At 71.3% G+C, this 16,385-nt stretch carries 17 protein-coding genes and 3 tRNA genes; 6 read left to right on the top strand and 14 right to left on the bottom strand.

Going from position 1 to position 16,385, the window contains the following annotated elements; translation table 11 throughout:
- The 4 genes from Q392_RS07810 to Q392_RS07795 form a co-directional block, all read right to left on the bottom strand.
- On the bottom strand, nucleotides 1–107 hold a 107-nt coding region (locus Q392_RS07810), incomplete at its 3' end, for a GTP-binding protein (protein WP_038204084.1).
- A 79-nt stretch (nucleotides 108–186) separates the two neighbouring features.
- Nucleotides 187–261 (bottom strand) — tRNA-Thr (locus tag Q392_RS07805).
- 42 nt (nucleotides 262–303) lie between these two features.
- A tRNA-Gly gene (locus Q392_RS07800) sits at nucleotides 304–377 on the bottom strand.
- A gap of 81 nt (nucleotides 378–458) precedes the next feature.
- Nucleotides 459–544, bottom strand: a tRNA-Tyr gene (locus tag Q392_RS07795).
- Nucleotides 545–684: 140 nt separating this feature from the next.
- Here Q392_RS07795 and Q392_RS07790 point away from each other — a divergent pair.
- A complete protein-coding gene (locus Q392_RS07790) occupies nucleotides 685–1,785 on the top strand; it encodes a patatin-like phospholipase family protein (protein WP_038204082.1) in 1,101 nt (366 codons plus the stop codon).
- A gap of 18 nt (nucleotides 1,786–1,803) precedes the next feature.
- Here the strand turns inward: Q392_RS07790 and Q392_RS07785 are convergent, their stop codons facing one another.
- The 9 genes from Q392_RS07785 to Q392_RS07745 form a co-directional block, all read right to left on the bottom strand.
- Nucleotides 1,804–2,520 (bottom strand): uracil-DNA glycosylase, encoded by a 717-nt coding sequence (locus Q392_RS07785; protein ID WP_038204079.1) that lies wholly within the window; start codon nucleotides 2,518–2,520, stop codon nucleotides 1,804–1,806.
- 3 nt (nucleotides 2,521–2,523) lie between these two features.
- On the bottom strand, nucleotides 2,524–3,327 hold the full coding sequence (gene trpC, locus Q392_RS07780) for an indole-3-glycerol phosphate synthase TrpC (protein ID WP_038204075.1): 804 nt from the start codon (nucleotides 3,325–3,327) through the stop codon (nucleotides 2,524–2,526).
- An 18-nt stretch (nucleotides 3,328–3,345) separates the two neighbouring features.
- Nucleotides 3,346–4,380 carry an anthranilate phosphoribosyltransferase gene (trpD, locus tag Q392_RS07775; RefSeq protein ID WP_038204072.1) on the bottom strand — a complete coding sequence of 345 codons (1,035 nt, stop codon included), beginning with the start codon at nucleotides 4,378–4,380 and terminating at the stop codon, nucleotides 3,346–3,348.
- A 35-nt stretch (nucleotides 4,381–4,415) separates the two neighbouring features.
- Nucleotides 4,416–5,087 (bottom strand): LysE family translocator, encoded by a 672-nt coding sequence (locus tag Q392_RS07770; RefSeq protein ID WP_038204069.1) that lies wholly within the window; start codon nucleotides 5,085–5,087, stop codon nucleotides 4,416–4,418.
- A 16-nt stretch (nucleotides 5,088–5,103) separates the two neighbouring features.
- Entirely contained in the window at nucleotides 5,104–6,153 is a 1,050-nt protein-coding gene (ltaE, locus tag Q392_RS07765) for a low-specificity L-threonine aldolase (RefSeq protein WP_038204065.1), read from the bottom strand.
- Between the two features lie 16 nt (nucleotides 6,154–6,169).
- Nucleotides 6,170–6,757, bottom strand: a complete 588-nt coding sequence (locus Q392_RS07760) for an anthranilate synthase component II (RefSeq protein WP_038204236.1) — start codon at nucleotides 6,755–6,757, stop codon at nucleotides 6,170–6,172.
- A gap of 5 nt (nucleotides 6,758–6,762) precedes the next feature.
- Nucleotides 6,763–8,367 carry an anthranilate synthase component I family protein gene (locus Q392_RS07755; RefSeq protein ID WP_038204062.1) on the bottom strand — a complete coding sequence of 535 codons (1,605 nt, stop codon included), beginning with the start codon at nucleotides 8,365–8,367 and terminating at the stop codon, nucleotides 6,763–6,765.
- A gap of 217 nt (nucleotides 8,368–8,584) precedes the next feature.
- The gene (locus Q392_RS07750; protein ID WP_051953082.1) at nucleotides 8,585–9,217 is read right to left on the bottom strand and encodes a phosphoglycolate phosphatase; all 633 of its coding nucleotides are present in this window, start codon (nucleotides 9,215–9,217) and stop codon (nucleotides 8,585–8,587) included.
- Between the two features lie 85 nt (nucleotides 9,218–9,302).
- A complete protein-coding gene (locus Q392_RS07745) occupies nucleotides 9,303–9,992 on the bottom strand; it encodes a response regulator (protein ID WP_038204058.1) in 690 nt (229 codons plus the stop codon).
- A gap of 258 nt (nucleotides 9,993–10,250) precedes the next feature.
- Between Q392_RS07745 and Q392_RS07740 the strand changes: the two genes are divergently transcribed.
- On the top strand, nucleotides 10,251–11,600 hold the full coding sequence (locus Q392_RS07740; protein ID WP_051953075.1) for a DotU family type IV/VI secretion system protein: 1,350 nt from the start codon (nucleotides 10,251–10,253) through the stop codon (nucleotides 11,598–11,600).
- 3 nt (nucleotides 11,601–11,603) lie between these two features.
- Nucleotides 11,604–12,653 carry a type VI secretion system protein gene (locus Q392_RS07735; protein WP_051953073.1) on the top strand — a complete coding sequence of 350 codons (1,050 nt, stop codon included), beginning with the start codon at nucleotides 11,604–11,606 and terminating at the stop codon, nucleotides 12,651–12,653.
- Here Q392_RS07735 and tssJ read toward each other — a convergent pair whose 3' ends face one another.
- The gene (gene tssJ / locus Q392_RS07730) at nucleotides 12,654–13,091 is read right to left on the bottom strand and encodes a type VI secretion system lipoprotein TssJ (RefSeq protein WP_245610670.1); all 438 of its coding nucleotides are present in this window, start codon (nucleotides 13,089–13,091) and stop codon (nucleotides 12,654–12,656) included.
- Nucleotides 13,092–13,225: 134 nt separating this feature from the next.
- Here tssJ and tssA point away from each other — a divergent pair, with 134 nt between their 5' ends.
- The 3 genes from tssA to tssC all read left to right on the top strand — a co-directional run bounded on the left by tssA (nucleotide 13,226) and on the right by tssC (nucleotide 16,378).
- Entirely contained in the window at nucleotides 13,226–14,269 is a 1,044-nt protein-coding gene (tssA, locus tag Q392_RS07725; protein WP_038204052.1) for a type VI secretion system protein TssA, read from the top strand.
- Nucleotides 14,270–14,342: 73 nt separating this feature from the next.
- Nucleotides 14,343–14,855: a type VI secretion system contractile sheath small subunit gene (gene tssB, locus Q392_RS07720; RefSeq protein WP_038204049.1), complete on the top strand. Its 513-nt coding sequence runs from the start codon at nucleotides 14,343–14,345 to the stop codon at nucleotides 14,853–14,855.
- Between the two features lie 29 nt (nucleotides 14,856–14,884).
- On the top strand, nucleotides 14,885–16,378 hold the full coding sequence (gene tssC / locus Q392_RS07715) for a type VI secretion system contractile sheath large subunit (protein ID WP_038204043.1): 1,494 nt from the start codon (nucleotides 14,885–14,887) through the stop codon (nucleotides 16,376–16,378).
- Nucleotides 16,379–16,385 lie beyond the last annotated feature (7 nt).

Genomic DNA, 16,385 nt, shown 5'->3' with positions numbered 1-16,385 from the left:
AGCACCGTGGCGATCGCCGCCGTCAGCGTCGTCTTGCCATGGTCCACGTGACCGATCGTGCCCACGTTCACGTGCGGCTTGGTGCGCTCGAACTTGCCTTTTGCCATTTTCTCGACTCCGAAAAATACGGGATCAGTTGCACATCGGAGCAGCAGCCCGTCGCTGCACACGCCCCTGAGAAAAAACTGGTGCCCTTGGCGGGAATCGGACCCGCGACCTCTCCCTTACCAAGGGAGTGCTCTACCACTGAGCCACAAGGGCAGCACGAAAACCGTCTGCCTGTCCGGCGATCGGCGGCCTGTCTGGAGCGGGAGACGGGAATCGAACCCGCGTCATCAGCTTGGAAGGCTGGGGTTCTACCATTGAACTACTCCCGCGTCGTGACGCGAGACCCGCCCGCGGCATGCACTTCGGTGATCCCTGTTGATCCCTGGCGCCTGACAAAACCATCGAGTCGCTGGTGGAGAGGGCTGGATTCGAACCAGCGTAGGTATTAACCGGCAGATTTACAGTCTGCTGCCATTAACCACTCGGCCACCTCTCCGGCGAACCCGGGACTATAGCATGGTCTGAGCGGCCCGTCGACGTGCCGGCAAGAAGAAGTCGCAGCGCCGCATTGCCCGGGAAACCACAGGAGGGCAAGGGTTTACCCCTATTTTTATGTTGCAGCGCACAATTACCCGGATGAAAGCACTTCTTCTGCCGGGCGCGCGCCGGCCGGACCGGCCCCGGCGGGTCAACCTCGCGCTGCAGGGCGGCGGCTCGCACGGCGCCTTCACCTGGGGCGTGCTGGACGCGCTGCTGGAAGACGGCCGCCTCGACTTCGACGGCATCAGCGGCGCCAGCGCCGGCGCCGTCAACGCGGTGGCGCTGGCGCATGGCATGGCGGCGGCCCGCGCCGCCGGAGGCGACGAGGCGGCCGCCCGCGCCGCGGCGCGCCAGACGCTGGAACGGGTCTGGCGCCGCGTGGCCGGCGTCGGCGCGCCCGGGGCCATGGCGCAGCAGTTCGCCCGGCTGCTGTTCGGCGGGGCGAACGCGCTGCGCGTCGATCCCTGGGCCTCGCCCTACCAGTTCAATCCGCTGGACATCAACCCGCTGCGCGCGCTGCTGGACCAGGAGATCGACTTCGAGGCGATCGCGGCGCAGAAGGCGCCTCGCGTCTTCGTCTCGGCCACGCAGGTGCGCACCGGCCGCGCCGAGATCTTCAGCGGCGAGCGCCTGACGCTGCATGCGGTGATGGCCTCTACCTGCCTGCCCACCGTCTTCCAGGCGGTGGAGATCGACGGCGAGCCCTACTGGGACGGCGGCTATGCCGCCAACCCGGCGCTGCTGCCGCTGATCAGCCAGTGCGAGAGCGCCGACATCGTGCTGGTGCAGCTCAATCCGCTGACGCGTGCACAGACGCCGCGCACCCCCTTCGAGATCGCGCAGCGCATGAACGAGATGGCGTTCAACGCCAGCCTGCTCGCGCAGATGCGCAGCATCGACTTCATCCACCAGTTGCTGGCCGACGGCCGCCTGCAGGAAGGCCGGCAGTACCGCCGGCTGCTGCTGCACCGCATCGACGTGGACAGCGCGCTGGACGAGCCGCTGGACGCCGCCACCAAGCTCTCGACCGACATCCGCATGATCGAGCGCCTGTTCGAGCACGGCCGGACGGCCGCGCACGACTGGCTGGCCCGGCACTTCGACGACCTGGGCCGCCGCGGCACGGTGGACATCCAGCGCGACTATGTCGCCGGCGACGCCGCGGCGCCGCTGGCGCCGGCCATGCAGCGCGCCTGAGCCGGCGCCCCGTCTGCGTCAGCCCTGCTGCGTGCGCTGCGCGTCGCGCCAGGCGCGCGCCTGGCCGAAATGCCCGCAGCCGATGAAGGGCACAGGCGGGCGCTGCGCCGACAGCGGCGACGGATGGTTGGACATCAGCAGCTTGTGGCGCCTGCCGTCGATGAAGCTGCGCTTGCTCTGCGCATGCGAGCCCCACAGCATGAAGACGACCGGCCGCTCGCCGTCGGCGACGTGGCGGATCACGGCGTCGGTGAGCACCTCCCAGCCGCGGCCGGCGTGGCTGGCCGGCTGGCCCTCCTCCACCGTGAGGCAGGTGTTGAGCAGCAGCACGCCGTTCTTCGCCCACTTGACCAGGCTGCCGCCCGGGTTCGGGAAGGGCGGCGGCGGCGTGCCGAGGTCGCGCTCCAGCTCCTTGAAGATGTTGCGCAGCGAGGGCGGCAGCGCCACGCCCGGGGCCACCGAGAAGGCCAGCCCCTCGGCCTGGCCGCGGCCGTGGTACGGGTCCTGGCCGAGGATGACGACGCGCACCTCCTCGGGTGGCGTGAGTTCCAACGCGCGCAGCGGCTGCGGCGGGAAGATCACCGCCCCGGCCTTCAGGCGCTGGTAGAGGAAGTCGAGCAGCGAGAGGCCCGTCTCGCTGCCGAAGAAGGCGTCCACCAGCGGCTGCCAGCCGGGTGCGACAGGCCAGTCGGCCGGGTCGGCGGACTGCAGTTGGGTGGAGGGAACCGTCGCCATGGCTCAGCGGAACAGTTGGGCCAGCGCCTCGCCCGGCTCCTCGGCGCGCATGAAGCTTTCACCGACGAGGAAGGCGTCCACGCCCGCATCGCGCAGCGTCTTCACGTCCTGGCGGGTGGCGATGCCGGATTCGGTGACGAGCAGCCGGTCGGCCGGCACGCTCGAACGCAGGTCGAGCGTGGTCTGCAGCGAGACTTCGAAGCTGCGCAGGTTGCGGTTGTTCACGCCCACCAGCGGCGTGCGCAGCTTCAGCGCGCGCTCCATCTCGGCCGCGTCGTGCACTTCCACCAGCACGGCCATGCCCAGCGACAGGGCGATGGCCTCGAAGTCGCGCATCTGCGCGTCGTCCAGGCAGGCGGCGATGAGCAGGATGCAGTCGGCCCCGATGGCGCGCGACTCGTACACCTGCCAGGCATCGACCATGAAGTCCTTGCGCAGCACCGGCAGGCCGCAGGAGGCGCGGGCCTGCTTGAGGTAGTCGATGCTGCCCTGGAAGAACTGGCGGTCGGTCAGTACCGACAGGCAGGCCGCGCTGATGGCGCCGTCGCCCTCCGCATAGCTCTGCGCGAGGTCGGCCGGGATGAACTCGCCGCTGCGGATCACGCCCTTGCTGGGGCTGGCCTTCTTGATCTCGGCGATGACGGCGGCCTGGCCGGCGGCGATCTTGGCGCGCATCGCGCCCACGAAGTCGCGCGTGAGCACGCGGCTCTCGGCGTCGGCGCGGATGGCTTCCAGCGGCACGCGCTTGCGCGCCGCGGCCACTTCCTCGTGCTTGACGGCAACGATCTTGTTCAGGATGTCACTCATGGTCCGATGTCTCCCCTCTCAGGCCGCGGCGCCGGCCTGCCGGCTGAACGCCGCCACCTGCGCCGGCTTGTCCCGCGCCGCGCCGGAGTCGACGGCCTCCCGCGCGCGTGCGACGCCGTCCTTCATGGTGGGCGCCACGCCGGCGGCGTACAGCGCGACGCCGGCGTTCAGCAGCACGATGTCGCGCGCGGCCCCTTCCCGGCCCTCCAGCACCCCGCGCAGCATGGCCAGCGACTCCTGCGGCGTGGCGACCTTGATGCTGCGGTTGCTCTGCATCGGCAGGCCGAAGTCCTCGGGATGGATCTCGTACTCGCTGATCTGCCCGTCCTTGAGTTCGCCGACCATGGTGGCGGCGCCCAGGCTGACCTCGTCCATGCCGTCGTGGCCGTAGACGACCACCGCGTGCTCGGCCCCCAGGCGCTGCAGCGCGCGCACCTGGATGCCCACCAGATCGGGGTGGAACACGCCCATGAGGATGTTGGGCGCGCCGGCCGGGTTGGTCAGCGGGCCGAGGATGTTGAAGAAGGTCTTCACGCCCATCTCGCGCCGCACCGGCGCCACGTTCTTCATGGCCGGGTGGTGGTTGGGCGCGAACATGAAGCCCACGCCCGTCTCGGCGATGCTGCGGGCGATCTGCTCGGGCGATGCCTGGATGTTGACGCCCAGCGCCTCCATCACGTCGGCGCTGCCCGACTTGCTCGACACGCTGCGCCCGCCGTGCTTGGCCACCTTGGCGCCCGCCGCGGCGGCCACGAACATCGAGCAGGTGGAGATGTTGAAGGTGTGCGAGCCATCGCCGCCGGTGCCCACGATGTCCACCAGGTGCGTGGGATCGGCCACCGGCACCTTGGTCGACAGCTCGCGCATCACCTGCGCCGCGGCCGTGATCTCGCCGATGGTCTCCTTCTTCACGCGCAGGCCGGTGGTGATGGCGGCCACCATCAGCGGCGAGATCTCGCCCTGCATGATGAGCCGCATCAGGTGCAGCATCTCGTCGTGGAAGATCTCGCGGTGCTCGATGGTGCGCTGCAGCGCTTCCTGGGGGGTGATCATGGCGGGAACTCCTCTCGTTGGATTCTCTGGGGCGCTCAGCGCGGCGGCGCGGGCGCGTCGCTGAAAGCCAGCTTCAGGCCGAAGGCGACGATCATCAGCCCGGCCGCGCGCTCGAACCACAGCAGCGCCCGGCCGGCGGCGCCAGCGCGCCGCGCCACCCAGGCGGCCGCGACGGCCCAGCCGAAGCAGACCCACAGCGCGTTGAAGTTGAACAGTAGGCCCAGCGCGAGGAACACCCACGTCGGGTGCTGTGCGCCGGCCGGGATGAACTGCGGCACGAAGGCCAGGAAGAACAGCGCCACCTTCGGGTTGAGCGCGTTGGTCAGGAAGCCGCGGCGGAACACCTGCCAGCCCTCCCCGGGCGCCAGCCCGGCGGCGCCCGCGCGGCCGCCCGCCGCCATCTGCGCTGCCAGCGCCGGCTCGCGCGCGCGCAGCATGCCGATGCCGATCCACACCAGGTAGGCCGCGCCGGCCCACTTGAGCAGCATGAAGGCGGTGGCCGACGCCGCCACCAGCGCGCTGACGCCCAGCGCCGCCGCCACGATGTGGACGCAGCAGCCGGCCGTGATGCCCAGCGAGGCGATCAGCCCGGCCCGCACGCCCTGGCGCAGCGCCCGGCTGACGATGAAGAACACGTCGACGCCCGGCGTCAGGTTGAGCAGCAGGCCGGCGACGACGAAAAGCAGGAGCTGGTGGGCGTCAGGCATGCGGCATCCTCGCCGTTCAGGGGTGCGACAGGAACTCGCGCACCGCCTCGGCGGCACGGTCCACGCCCGCCGCATCCACGTCCAGGTGCGTGACGAAGCGCAGCCGGTACAGGCCGGTGGCCAGCACGCCGCGCGAGCGCAGGTGCGCGACCAGCCCGGCGCCGCGCGCGGCCGCTTCTCCTTGCAGGTCGGCGAACACGATGTTGGTCCGGGGCGGCTGCACCGCCAGGCCCGGGATGCCGTCCAGGCCCCCGGCCAGCCGGCGCGCCAGCGCGTGGTCGTCGGCCAGGCGGTCGACGTGGTGCTCCAGCGCATGCAGCGCCGCCGCGGCCAGCACGCCGGCCTGGCGCATGCCGCCGCCGGCCATCTTGCGGATGCGGTGGGCGCGGGCGATGAACGCGCGCGAGCCGAGCAGCGCCGAGCCCACCGGCGCGCCCAGCCCCTTGCTGAAGCAGACGGAGACGCTGTCGAAGCCGCCGGCGATGCGGCGCGCCTCGGCCCAGGCATCGCCGCCCTGGCCGGCCTGCGCCACGGCGGCGTTGAACAGGCGCGCGCCGTCCAGGTGCGTGGCCAGGCCATGCCGGCGCGCCAGCGCGGTCGCTTCGTCGAGGTAGGCCTGCGGCAGCACCTGGCCGCCCAGCGTGTTCTCCAGCGCCAGCAGCCGGGTGCGCGCGAAGTGCGCGTCGTCGGGCTTGATGGCGGCCTCGATGGCCGCCAGCGGCAGCGTGCCGTCGGGCGCGTGCTCCAGCGGCTGCGGCTGCACGCTGCCGAACACCGCCGCGCCGCCGCCTTCCCAGCGGTAGCAGTGCTGCTGCTGGCCGACGATGTACTCGTCGCCGCGCCCGCAGTGGGCCAGGATGGCGCACAGGTTGCTCTGCGTGCCGGTGGGCACGAACAGCGCAGCCTCGAAGCCCAGGCGCGCGGCGATCGCCTCCTGCAGCGCGTTCACGCCCGGGTCGTCGCCGAACACGTCGTCGCCCACCGGCGCCGCCGCCATCGCCGCGCGCATGGCCGGCGTGGGTTGGGTGACGGTGTCGCTGCGCAGGTCGACGAGGGTGGACGTCATGGGCGGCGTGCCTTCTTCATTGCAGGAAGTTGCGCAGCATGGCGTGGCCATGCTCGGTGAGGATCGATTCCGGGTGGAACTGCACGCCCTCCAGCCGCACCTCGTGCGCGAAGCCGGTGTGGCGCACGCCCATGATCTCGCCGTCGTCGGTCCAGGCGGTCAGCGCCAGCTCCTCGGGGCGGCTGTCGCGCTCGATCGCCAGCGAGTGGTAGCGGTTGACGGTGAAGCGCTCGGGCAGGCCGGCGAACACGCCCTCGCGGGTGGTCGTGATCTCGCTGACCTTGCCGTGCATGAGCTGCTGCGCCCGCACGATCTTCGCGCCGAAGGCGGCGCCGATGGACTGGTGGCCCAGGCACACGCCCAGGATCGGCAGCCGGCCGGCGAAGGCCCGGATGGCCGGCACCGACACGCCCGCCTCGGCCGGCGAGCACGGCCCGGGCGAGATCACCAGGCGCGTCACGCCCGCGTCGATGCGCTCACCGATGCCCTCCACCGTGATCTCGTCGTTGCGCACCGTCTCCACCTGCGCGCCCAGCTCGCCGAAGTACTGCACCAGGTTGTAGGTGAAGGAGTCGTAGTTGTCGATCATCAGGAGCTTGGTCATGGCGGTCACTCCAGTCCTTCTTCCACCAGCTCCGCCGCACGCAGCAGCGCCCGCGCCTTGGCCTCGGTCTCCCTCCATTCCATCTCGGGGATGGAGTCGGCCACCACGCCGGCCGCCGCCTGCACGTGCAGCATCTGGTCCTTGACGATGCCGGTGCGGATGGCGATGGCCACGTCCATGTCGCCGGCGTAGCTGATGTAGCCGCAGGCGCCGCCGTACAGGCCGCGCTTGGTGGGCTCCAACTGGTCGATCAGCTCCATCGCGTGCACCTTGGGCGCGCCGGTGAGCGTGCCGGCCGGGAAGGTGGCCTTGAGCACGTCGATGGCGTCCATGCCGTCCTGCAGGATGCCTTCCACGTTGCTCACGATGTGCATGACGTGGCTGTAGCGCTCCACCGCGAAGGCCTCGGTCACCTTCACGCTGCCGGTCTTGGCGATGCGGCCGATGTCGTTGCGCGCCAGGTCGATCAGCATGACGTGCTCGGCGCGCTCCTTGGGATCGTTGACCAGCTCCACCTCGGTGGCCTTGTCCAGCTCGGGCGTGGCGCCGCGCGGGCGCGTGCCGGCCAAGGGACGGATGGTGATCTTCTGCTCGAGAACGTAGGCCCCCACGCTCCCCGCTTCGCGTGGTTCGCTGCCCCCCGAGGGGGCGCTCGCGCCTTGGGACGGCCCGGCGGCGCTCGGGCCGTGACTCGCGGCCACCCGCACCGTTTCCTGCCGCACCAGGATCTCGGGCGAGGCGCCGACGACATGGTGGTCGCCCATGTCGTAGTAGTACATGTAGGGGCTGGGGTTGAGCGAGCGCAGCGCCCGGTACAGCGACAGCGGCGACTCGGTGTAGCGCTTGCTGATGCGCTGGCCCACCTGCACCTGCATGAAGTCGCCGGCGGCGATCAGCTCCTTGGCGCGCTCCACTGCCTTCAGGTAGTCGGCCTTGGCGAAGGGCCGCTCGGGCGGGTACGCCTGCGTCGGCTTGACCTGCGGCGCGCTCACCGAGTACTTGAGCTTGTCCTTGAGCTCGCGCAGCCGGCGCTTGGCCTTGGGGTAGGCCTCGGGCTGCTTCGGGTCGGCGTAGACGATGAGGTACAGCTTGCCCGAGAGGTTGTCGATGACCGCCAGCTCCTCGCACTGCAGCAGCAGGATGTCGGGGCAGCCGATGGTGTCGGGCGGGCAGCTCGCCTCCAGCTTCTTCTCGATGTAGCGCACCGCGTCGTAGCCGAAGTAGCCGGCCAGCCCGCCGCAGAAGCGCGGCAGCCCAGGCGACAACGCCACCTTGAAGCGCTTCTGGTAGGCGGCGACGAAGTCCAGCGGGTTGCCGCCGGCCGTCTCCACCACCTGGCCGTCGGTCACGACCTCGGTGCGGGCCTCGGCGCCGAAGCCGCGGGCGCGCAGCAGCGTGCGCGCCGGCAGGCCGATGAAGGAATAGCGGCCGAAGCGCTCGCCGCCGACGACGGACTCCAGCAGGAAGGAATGCCGGCCGCCGCCCTGCGAGTGAGCCAGCTTGAGGTAGAGCGAGAGGGGGGTTTCGAGGTCGGCGAAGGCCTCGAGCATCAGCGGAATGCGGTTGTAGCCCTGGCTGCTGAGGCTCTTGAATTCGAGTTCGGTGATCACGGGGTCTCCACGGGCCGGCGGCGGTGCGGTGTCCGGGCGTCGGCGTTCATTCACGGGATCGGTTCGCGGCGGCGGCGAACCACGTAGGCACGGCGAGCGCCGTGCAGGTCAGGCAGACAGCGACGCAGGCTTGCGCCAGGGCCAGGCTCCCCGGCCTCCGCGACCTGTCTGAATGACCAGATGAACAAACATGGAGCGGCGAGTGTAGCCCAGCGCGTCAGCGCACGGCCGCCAGTTCGGCCAGGGTGTCGATGAAGCCGTCGGCGTCGACGCCGCGCACCGGCTGGCCGTGGTTGTAGCCGTAGGTGACCAGCAACACCGGGCAGCCGGCCGCGCGCGCGGCCTGCGCGTCGTTGCTGGAGTCGCCGATCATCAGCGTGCGCGAGGGCTGCGTGCCCAGCGCCTCGCAGGTCCTGAGCAGGGGCAGCGGGTCGGGCTTCTTGCGGTCGAAGTCGTCGCCGCCGAAGACGTGGTCGAAGCAGCCGGCCAGGCCCTTGGCCTCCAGCAGCGGCAGCGCGAAGGCGCGCGGCTTGTTGGTCAGGCAGGCCAGCCGCATCCCGCGGCGCCTCAGGGCCTGCAGGCCCTCGGCCACGCCGTCGTACAGGCGCGCGTGGCGGCCGTTGACGGCCTGGTAGTGCTGCTGGTAGAGCGTCCAGGCCTCGTCGTAGCGGGCCGCGTCGGCGCCCACGCGCTGCAGCACCGAGCGCACCAGATGCTCCGAGCCCTTGCCCACCATCGTTTCCACCTCGGCCGGCGTCAGTTGCGGCAGGCCCATGTCGTCCAACATGCCGTCCAGCGCGGCGACGAAGTCGCCCAGGGTGTCGACCAGGGTGCCGTCCAGGTCCACCATGGCGGCGTCGAACAGCGAGAGATCGGGGAAGGCAGGGGCAGGAGGATTCGGCACGCGGCGATTTTCGCCGAGACGCCCCTGCACCTCAGGCTTCGGTGAGCGACTGCGCGGCGACCACGGCCTCGGTGCGGTTGCGCACGTTCAGGGCGCGGAAGATCGCCGCCAGGTGGATCTTCACCGTGCCCTCGCTGATGCCCAGGCTGCGGCCGATGAGCTTGTTGGGCTTGCCCTGCGAGAGCAATTGCAGCACCTCGACCTGGCGCTCCGTCAGCACCTTGCGCAGGTGCTCCAGCGTGGGTGCTCCCCCGCGGGCGGCGCTGGCCGTGCCGCCCACGGCGAGCCCGGCCGGCGCGCCGGCCGGGCCGGGCACGGCACCGCCCGGCAGCGCCGACAGCAGCATCGGCGGCACGTAGACGCCGCCGGCCATCACCAAGCGCACGGCCGAGAGCATCACGTCCGGCGAGTAGGCCTTGGGGATGAAACCGAGCGCGCCCCGCTCCAGCGCCGCGCGCATGACGGCCGGGTCCTCGTAGCCGGAGAGCACGATCACCGGCAGCGCAGGGTGCCGGCTGCGCAGCTCGTCGATGTGCGAATAGCCTTCCGCGCCGGGGATGCTCAGGTCGATGAGGGCGAGGTCGATGTCGCTGCCAGCGGCCGCGCGCAGCTCGTCCGCATTCATGGCGAGCACGAATTCGATGCCTTCCTGCAGTTCGGACAGCTTGGTCTTGACGGCCTCGATGACGAGCCGGTGGTCATCGGCGATCAGGATTTTCATGACGGTGGCACGGGAGTGCAGAGTGCGGCGCGCTGACGGTGGGCAAAGATAGCCTCCTTCCGCAGCGCGGGCAAGGCACGTGCGCCCCCGCGAACGGCATAACTCCCAAGGGGTATGGCGCGGCCGTCCGGCCCGCCGGAAGAATCCCGCCCACCACCACGGGAGCGGACATGGGCAGGTGCCCCCAGGACTGGCAGCGAGGCAGGAGCGCCCCGTGCGACGACCGCAGCGGGCGGGCGCACGCGTAGCGCGTTCCCCATGCCGCCGCGGCTGTTCCGCTTCTGCACCCCCGTCTTCTCGTTCGGGCTGGCGCTCGACGCCGCCCGCACCGGCACGCCCCTGGAACTCACCGGCGCCGAGGCCCTGCAGCGGGCGCGGCGCCTGATCGAGCGCGCCGCCGCGGCCGCCACGGCGGCCGGCAAGCCGCAGGAGCAGGTGCAGTCGGCCACCTTCGCCCTGGCGGTGTGGATCGACGAGGTCGTGCAGCGCCACCCGCCCTGGGCCGACAGCGCCGCCCCCCTGCAGCTGCAGATGTTCAACTCCACCAACGGGCCGACCGAGTTCTTCCATCACCTGGCCGCGCTGCCGGCGGACGACACGGAGCTGCGCGAGGTCTACTGGTACGTGCTGGCCCTGGGCTTTCGCGGCCAGTACTACTTCGAGCGCGACGGCGGCAGCGGCGAGCCGGCCAAGCTGCTGGCGCTGCACGCGCCGCAGCTGCCGGTGGCGCCGCTGCTGCCGCAGCGGCTGCAGGCCGAGCCGCTGACGCCCCAGCCCTACCAGCTGCCGGACCCGCCCGGCCCCCACGAGCCGCAGCGCCGCGAGCGCGCCCTGCTGCGCACCGGCGCCGCCCTGCTCGTCCTGGTGCCGGCGCTCTGGTGGTTCACCGCCCTGCTGGGACCCGCCGGCCCGGCGACAGGCAGCAGCCGGCTGGCCGCGCCCGGCCCCATCGAGCGCCACCTGCAGGGCTATGCCTGCGCCGAGCTGGCGGTGGAGGAGCACGCGGGCACGCCGCCGCGGGTGCGCGGCTTCGTGCCCACTCCCGCGGACATCCAGCGCGTGCGCGACGACCTGGCCGCGCTGCCGGAAGCGGCCGGCGCGGACATTCGATTGGAAGTCCGCCCCTGGCCCTACTGCGAGGTGGTGAGCGTGCTGCGGCCCTACCAGGCGCGCAACCGCCAGGCGCGCGGCGGGCTGCGGCTGGCGGTGCCCTCGGCACGGGAGGGGGTGCTGCGCGAGGGCGATGCCTTCGTGGCCGAGGTGCGCGGCCCGGCCTTCCCCAGCCGCCTGTGGGTGGACTACTACACCGCCGACGGCGCCGTGCTGCACTTCCGCGTGGACGGCTCGCGCTTCACCGACCTGGCGCCCGGCCAATCGGCCCGCTTCGGCGCCGACCTGCCGGCGAGCTGGCTGGTCAGCCCGCCCTTCGGCACGGTGCTGGTCACGGCCGTCGCGGCGGCGCCGGACGTGCAGGAGGCCGGCGCCGAGCCGCCCCCCTTCGAGCTGGCCGCGGACTACCTGCTGCGCCTGCGCGAGATGGTGAGCACCCGGCGCCCGGCGGACACGCCGGTCGCGGACTGGGTGTTCCTGCAGACCCGGGAGCGCTGAGGCATGCGCACGCCCCCTCCCTGGCTCTGGTTCCTGCTGGCGGCGGGTGCGCTGAGCCTGGCGCTGTTCTGGTGGCGGCGCGTGGGTGCGCGGCGGTCGCGGCGCCTGCGCGAGCTGATGCGCCGGTGCCAGGCGGCGGAGGCGGCGCAGGGCGGCCCCGGCCCCGCCTGGGAGGCACGGCTGCGCGCGGCCGTCGAGCCGCTGCCGGCGGCGCAGCGCAGGCGCTACGCGCATCCGTGGATGCTGTGCGTGGGCGATCCGGCGGCCGACCTGGCGCAGTTGCTGGCCACCGCGCAGCCGGCCGGCCCGCTGTCCGTCGCGGACAGCGACGCCTTCTGGCGCTGGTGGTCCCTGGACGGCATGGTCGCCATCGAGATCCGGCCGCCGCCGCTGGGGCCCTCGTCAGCGCCGCAGGACGCGGCCTGGCTGCACGCCCTGCAGGTGCTGGCCCGGGAGCGGCCGCGGCTGCCGCTGCACGGCATCGTCCTGTGCGTGGCGGCCGCCACGCTGCGGGCCGACCCGGCCGTGCTGGCCGGCCTGCTCGAACTGATGGCCCGCCGCCTGTGCGAGACCGCCGGCCTGCTCGGCCTGCGGCTGCCGGTGCACGTCGTCGTCACCGGCCTGCAGCGGCTGGAGGGCTTCGATGCCATGCGCGAGGCCCTGCCCGACGCCGCCCTGGCACGGGCACTCGGCCATCGCCTGCCGACGGAGGCCGGCGCGCTGCCGCAGGAGGAGGCGCTGCTCGATGCCCTGTTCGACGCGGTCTTCGACACCGTCGAGGAGCAGCTGCATGCGCTGCGCCTGGGCCTGCTGCCCGAGGCGAGCGACGCCGGGGCGCGCCACGGCATCCACCTGTTCGTGCAGGAGTTCGCGACGCTGCGGCCCGGACTGCGCGCCCTGGTGGGGCAGCTGTCGCGCTTCGGCACCGAAGGGCAGGTGTTCTGGCACAGCCTGTACTTCTGCGCCGTCGCGCCGCAGGCCGCGTTCGTGCACGACCCGTTGATGCGCTTCCTGCCGGCGGACCAGCCGCTGGCGCGCGAGCGCGGCGGATGATCAGGGCTTGATGCCGATCTGCCGCGCCCCGAAGGTCACGGCCAGGTCGAGCGGCTTGCCCGGCTCCACCGCCCGCACCTCGCGCCAGCGCGCGCGGTCGAGGTCGCGGAAGGCGGCCATGAAGGCCAGCGCCCGCGCGTCGGCGGGCAGCGTCATGTTCAGCTTGCGGCTCTCGCCGGGGCGCAGCAGCATTTCCTCGCGCTGCACCAGCTCGGCGCCCAGGGCCTGCTGGTCCTTCTCGAAGAGCGTGAAGAAATCGGCCGCCTCGAAGGGCGCCGGCGTCTTGAGCGCATACACGCGGATGGTCAGCGGCGAGGCGCGCCCGCGCGCGTCGGGGTTGGCGTCGGGGCCGGCGATGAGGTTCAGCGCCACCGGCGTGACCACCGGCTTGGGTGCGCCGGCACAGCCGCCGAGCCACCACGGGGCCAGGGCAGACAAGCCGATACAGCCCGCGAGGGACCGACGGCCATAGGACAAACGGTGAGTGCCTGCCATGCGCATGCTATTTCCTTCGTTGCATTGACCCCCCAGGGGGCATCTTCGATTATCCCCAGCGGATTTCGCCAGGCAACATGCTCACCCCGGAACTCGTCGACGCACTGCAAGCGCCCATCAGCGAGGCTTCGCCCTGCGGCGACGATCTCGAATACGACGCCGCCTTCATCGCCCTGGAGGGCGCGGCGCAGGGCAAGCCCGAGCAGCAGTTCGGCGACACGGTGATCCCGGCGGTCGAGCCGGAATGGCCGCAGGTCGCGGAGCAGGCCATCGAGCTGCTCCGGCGCAGCAAGGACGTGCGCGCGGCCGTGCTGCTGCTGCGCGCCAGCACGCGCCAGCAGGGCCTGGCGGGCTTCGGCCTGGGGCTGCAGCTGCTGCACGGGCTGCTCGACCGCTTCTGGGACGGCATCCATCCGCGCCTGGACGCCGACGACGACAACGACCCGACCATGCGCCTGAACGCGCTGGCGCCGCTGTGGGACGACCAGCTCGTGATCCGCGACCTCCACGACGCGGCGCTCGGCGTCTCGCGCAGCGTGGGGCCGATGCGCGTGCGCGACGTCGCGGTCGCCCGCAACGCGCTGCCGGCCGGCGAGAACAGCTATTCGTCCGCGCAGGTGCAGGGCGGGCTCGAGGAGATCTTCGCGGCCGAGCCGCAGGCGGCCGGGCGGATGCAGGGCATCGCCACGGCCGTCACCGGGCTGCAGGGCCTGCTGGTCGAACGCACCGGCCGCAGCGACGCGGTGGATCTGGCGCGGCTGCGCGCGATCGGCCAGCTGCTGGCACAGGCGGCCCGCGAGGCCGCCGGCACGCCCGAGGCCGGTGGCGAGGACGCCCCGGGCGCGTCCGAGGCCGCGGCGGCGGACACGGCGGACGGCGCACGGCCGGCCGGCGGCGCGCCGCGCGGCGAGATCGGCACGCGCCAGGACGCGATCCAGATGCTGGACCGCGTCATCCGCTACCTGGAGAAGGCCGAGCCCGGCAACCCGGCGCCCCTGCTCATCGAACGCGCCAAGAAGCTCATCGGCGTGAGCTTCCTGGACATCATCGCCAACCTCGCTCCCGACGCCATGGGCACCATCGAACACGTGACCGGCGCGCGGGCTTCGGAATCGGAATAGCGCCCGGGGCCACCGCCGCAGCGCGCCTTTTCGCCCGCACCACTTCATCCCACCCTCCCGCCAGGAGTCCGTCATGTCCAAGAGCAGCCAGAAGTTCATTGCCCGCAACCGCGCGCCGCGCGTGCAGATCGAATACGACGTCGAGCTGTACGGCGCCGAGAAGAAGGTGCAGTTGCCCTTCGTCATGGGCGTGCTGGCCGACCTGTCGGGCAAGCCCGCCGATCCGCTGGCGCCGGTGGCCGACCGCAAGTTCCTCGAATTCGACGTCGACAACTTCGACTCGCGCATGAAGGCGATGAAGCCGCGCACCGCCTTCTCGGTGGAGAACACGCTCACCGGCGAAGGCGAGCTGAAGGTGGAGCTGACCTTCGAGAACATGGAGGACTTCTCGCCCGCCGCCGTGGCGCGCAAGGTCGACTCGCTGAACAAGCTGCTGGAGGCGCGCAACCAGTTGTCCAACCTCGTCACCTACATGGACGGCAAGACCGGCGCCGAGGAGCTGCTGGCCAAGGTGCTGGACGACCCGGCCCTGCTGCAGTCGCTGGCCTCGTCGGCCAAGCAGCCCGAAGAGGGCGGCGCCGCCTGAACCACCGCATTGCGAAGAGGAGAAAACCCATGGCCGAAGCACTCCAGCAGAACGCGCTCAAGGACGTCGAATACGCAGGCAGCGACTTCGCATCGCTGCTGCAGAAGGAATTCAAGCCCCGCAGCGACGAAGCCAAGAGCGCCGTCGAGCAGGCCGTCCTGACGCTGGCGCAGCAGGCGCTGAGCCAGACGCAGCTCATCGGCAAGGACGTCACCAAGTCGATCCAGGCCATGATCGCCGCGATCGACGCCAAGCTGACCGAGCAGATCAACAAGATCATCCACCACCCGGACTACCAGAAGCTCGAGAGTGCCTGGCGCGGCCTGCACTACATGGTGAACAACACCGAGACCGACGAGAACCTGAAGATCCGCGTGATGGACATCTCCAAGCAGGAGCTGGGCAAGACGCTGAAGAAGTTCAAGGGCGCGGCCTGGGACCAGAGCCCGATGTTCAAGAAGGTCTACGAGCAGGAGTACGGCCAGTTCGGCGGCGAGCCCTTCGGCGCCATCGTGGGCGACTACCACTTCGACCACACGCCGCCCGACGTGGAGCTGCTGGGCGAGATGGCCAAGATCGCGGCCGCGGCCCACGCCCCCTTCATCACCGGCGCCGGCCCGAGCCTGATGCAGATGGAGAGCTGGCAGGAGCTGGCCAACCCGCGCGACCTGACCAAGATCTTCCTCACGCCCGAGTACGCGGCCTGGCGCTCGCTGCGCGAGTCCGACGACGCGCGCTACCTGGGCCTGTGCATGCCGCGCTTCCTGGCGCGCACGCCGTACGGTGCCAACACCAACCCGGTGGAGGAGTTCGACTTCGAGGAGGACACGGCCGGCGCCGACCACAGCAAGTACGCCTGGGCCAACGCCGCGTACGCGATGGCCACCAACATCAACCGCTCGTACAAGCTGTACGGCTGGGGCTCGCGCATCCGCGGCATCGAATCGGGCGGCGCAGTGGAGAACCTGCCCCTGCACACCTTCCCGAGCGACGACGGCGGCGTCGACCAGAAGTGCCCGACCGAGATCGCCATCAGCGACCGGCGCGAGGCCGAACTCTCCAAGGCCGGCCTGCTGTCGCTGATCCACCGCAAGAACTCGGACTTCGCGGCCTTCATCGGCGCCCAGTCGCTGCAGAAGCCCGCCGAGTACGACGATCCGGACGCCACCGCCAACGCCAACCTGGCGGCGCGCCTGCCCTACCTGTTCGCCTGCAACCGCTTCGCGCACTACCTCAAGTGCATCGTGCGCGACAAGGTCGGCAGCTTCAAGGAGCGCGCCGACATGGAGCGCTGGCTGAACAAGTGGATCACCAACTACGTGGACGGCGACCCCACCACCTCGTCGGAGGAGACCAAGGCCCGCAAGCCGCTGGCCGCCGCAGAGGTGGTGGTCGAGGAGGTGGAAGGCAACCCCGGCTACTACACCTCGAAGTTCTTCCTGCGCCCGCACTACCAGCTCGAAGGGCTGACGGTGTCGCTGCGCCTGGTGTCGAAGCTGCCCTCGGCCAAGGGCGCGAGCTGAGCCCGGC

Source organism: Xenophilus azovorans DSM 13620 (genome assembly GCF_000745855.1).
Classification (GTDB): domain Bacteria; phylum Pseudomonadota; class Gammaproteobacteria; order Burkholderiales; family Burkholderiaceae_C; genus Xenophilus; species Xenophilus azovorans.
Note: the sequence above shows the minus strand (reverse complement) of the source record. Positions and strands in the feature narration are given on the sequence as shown.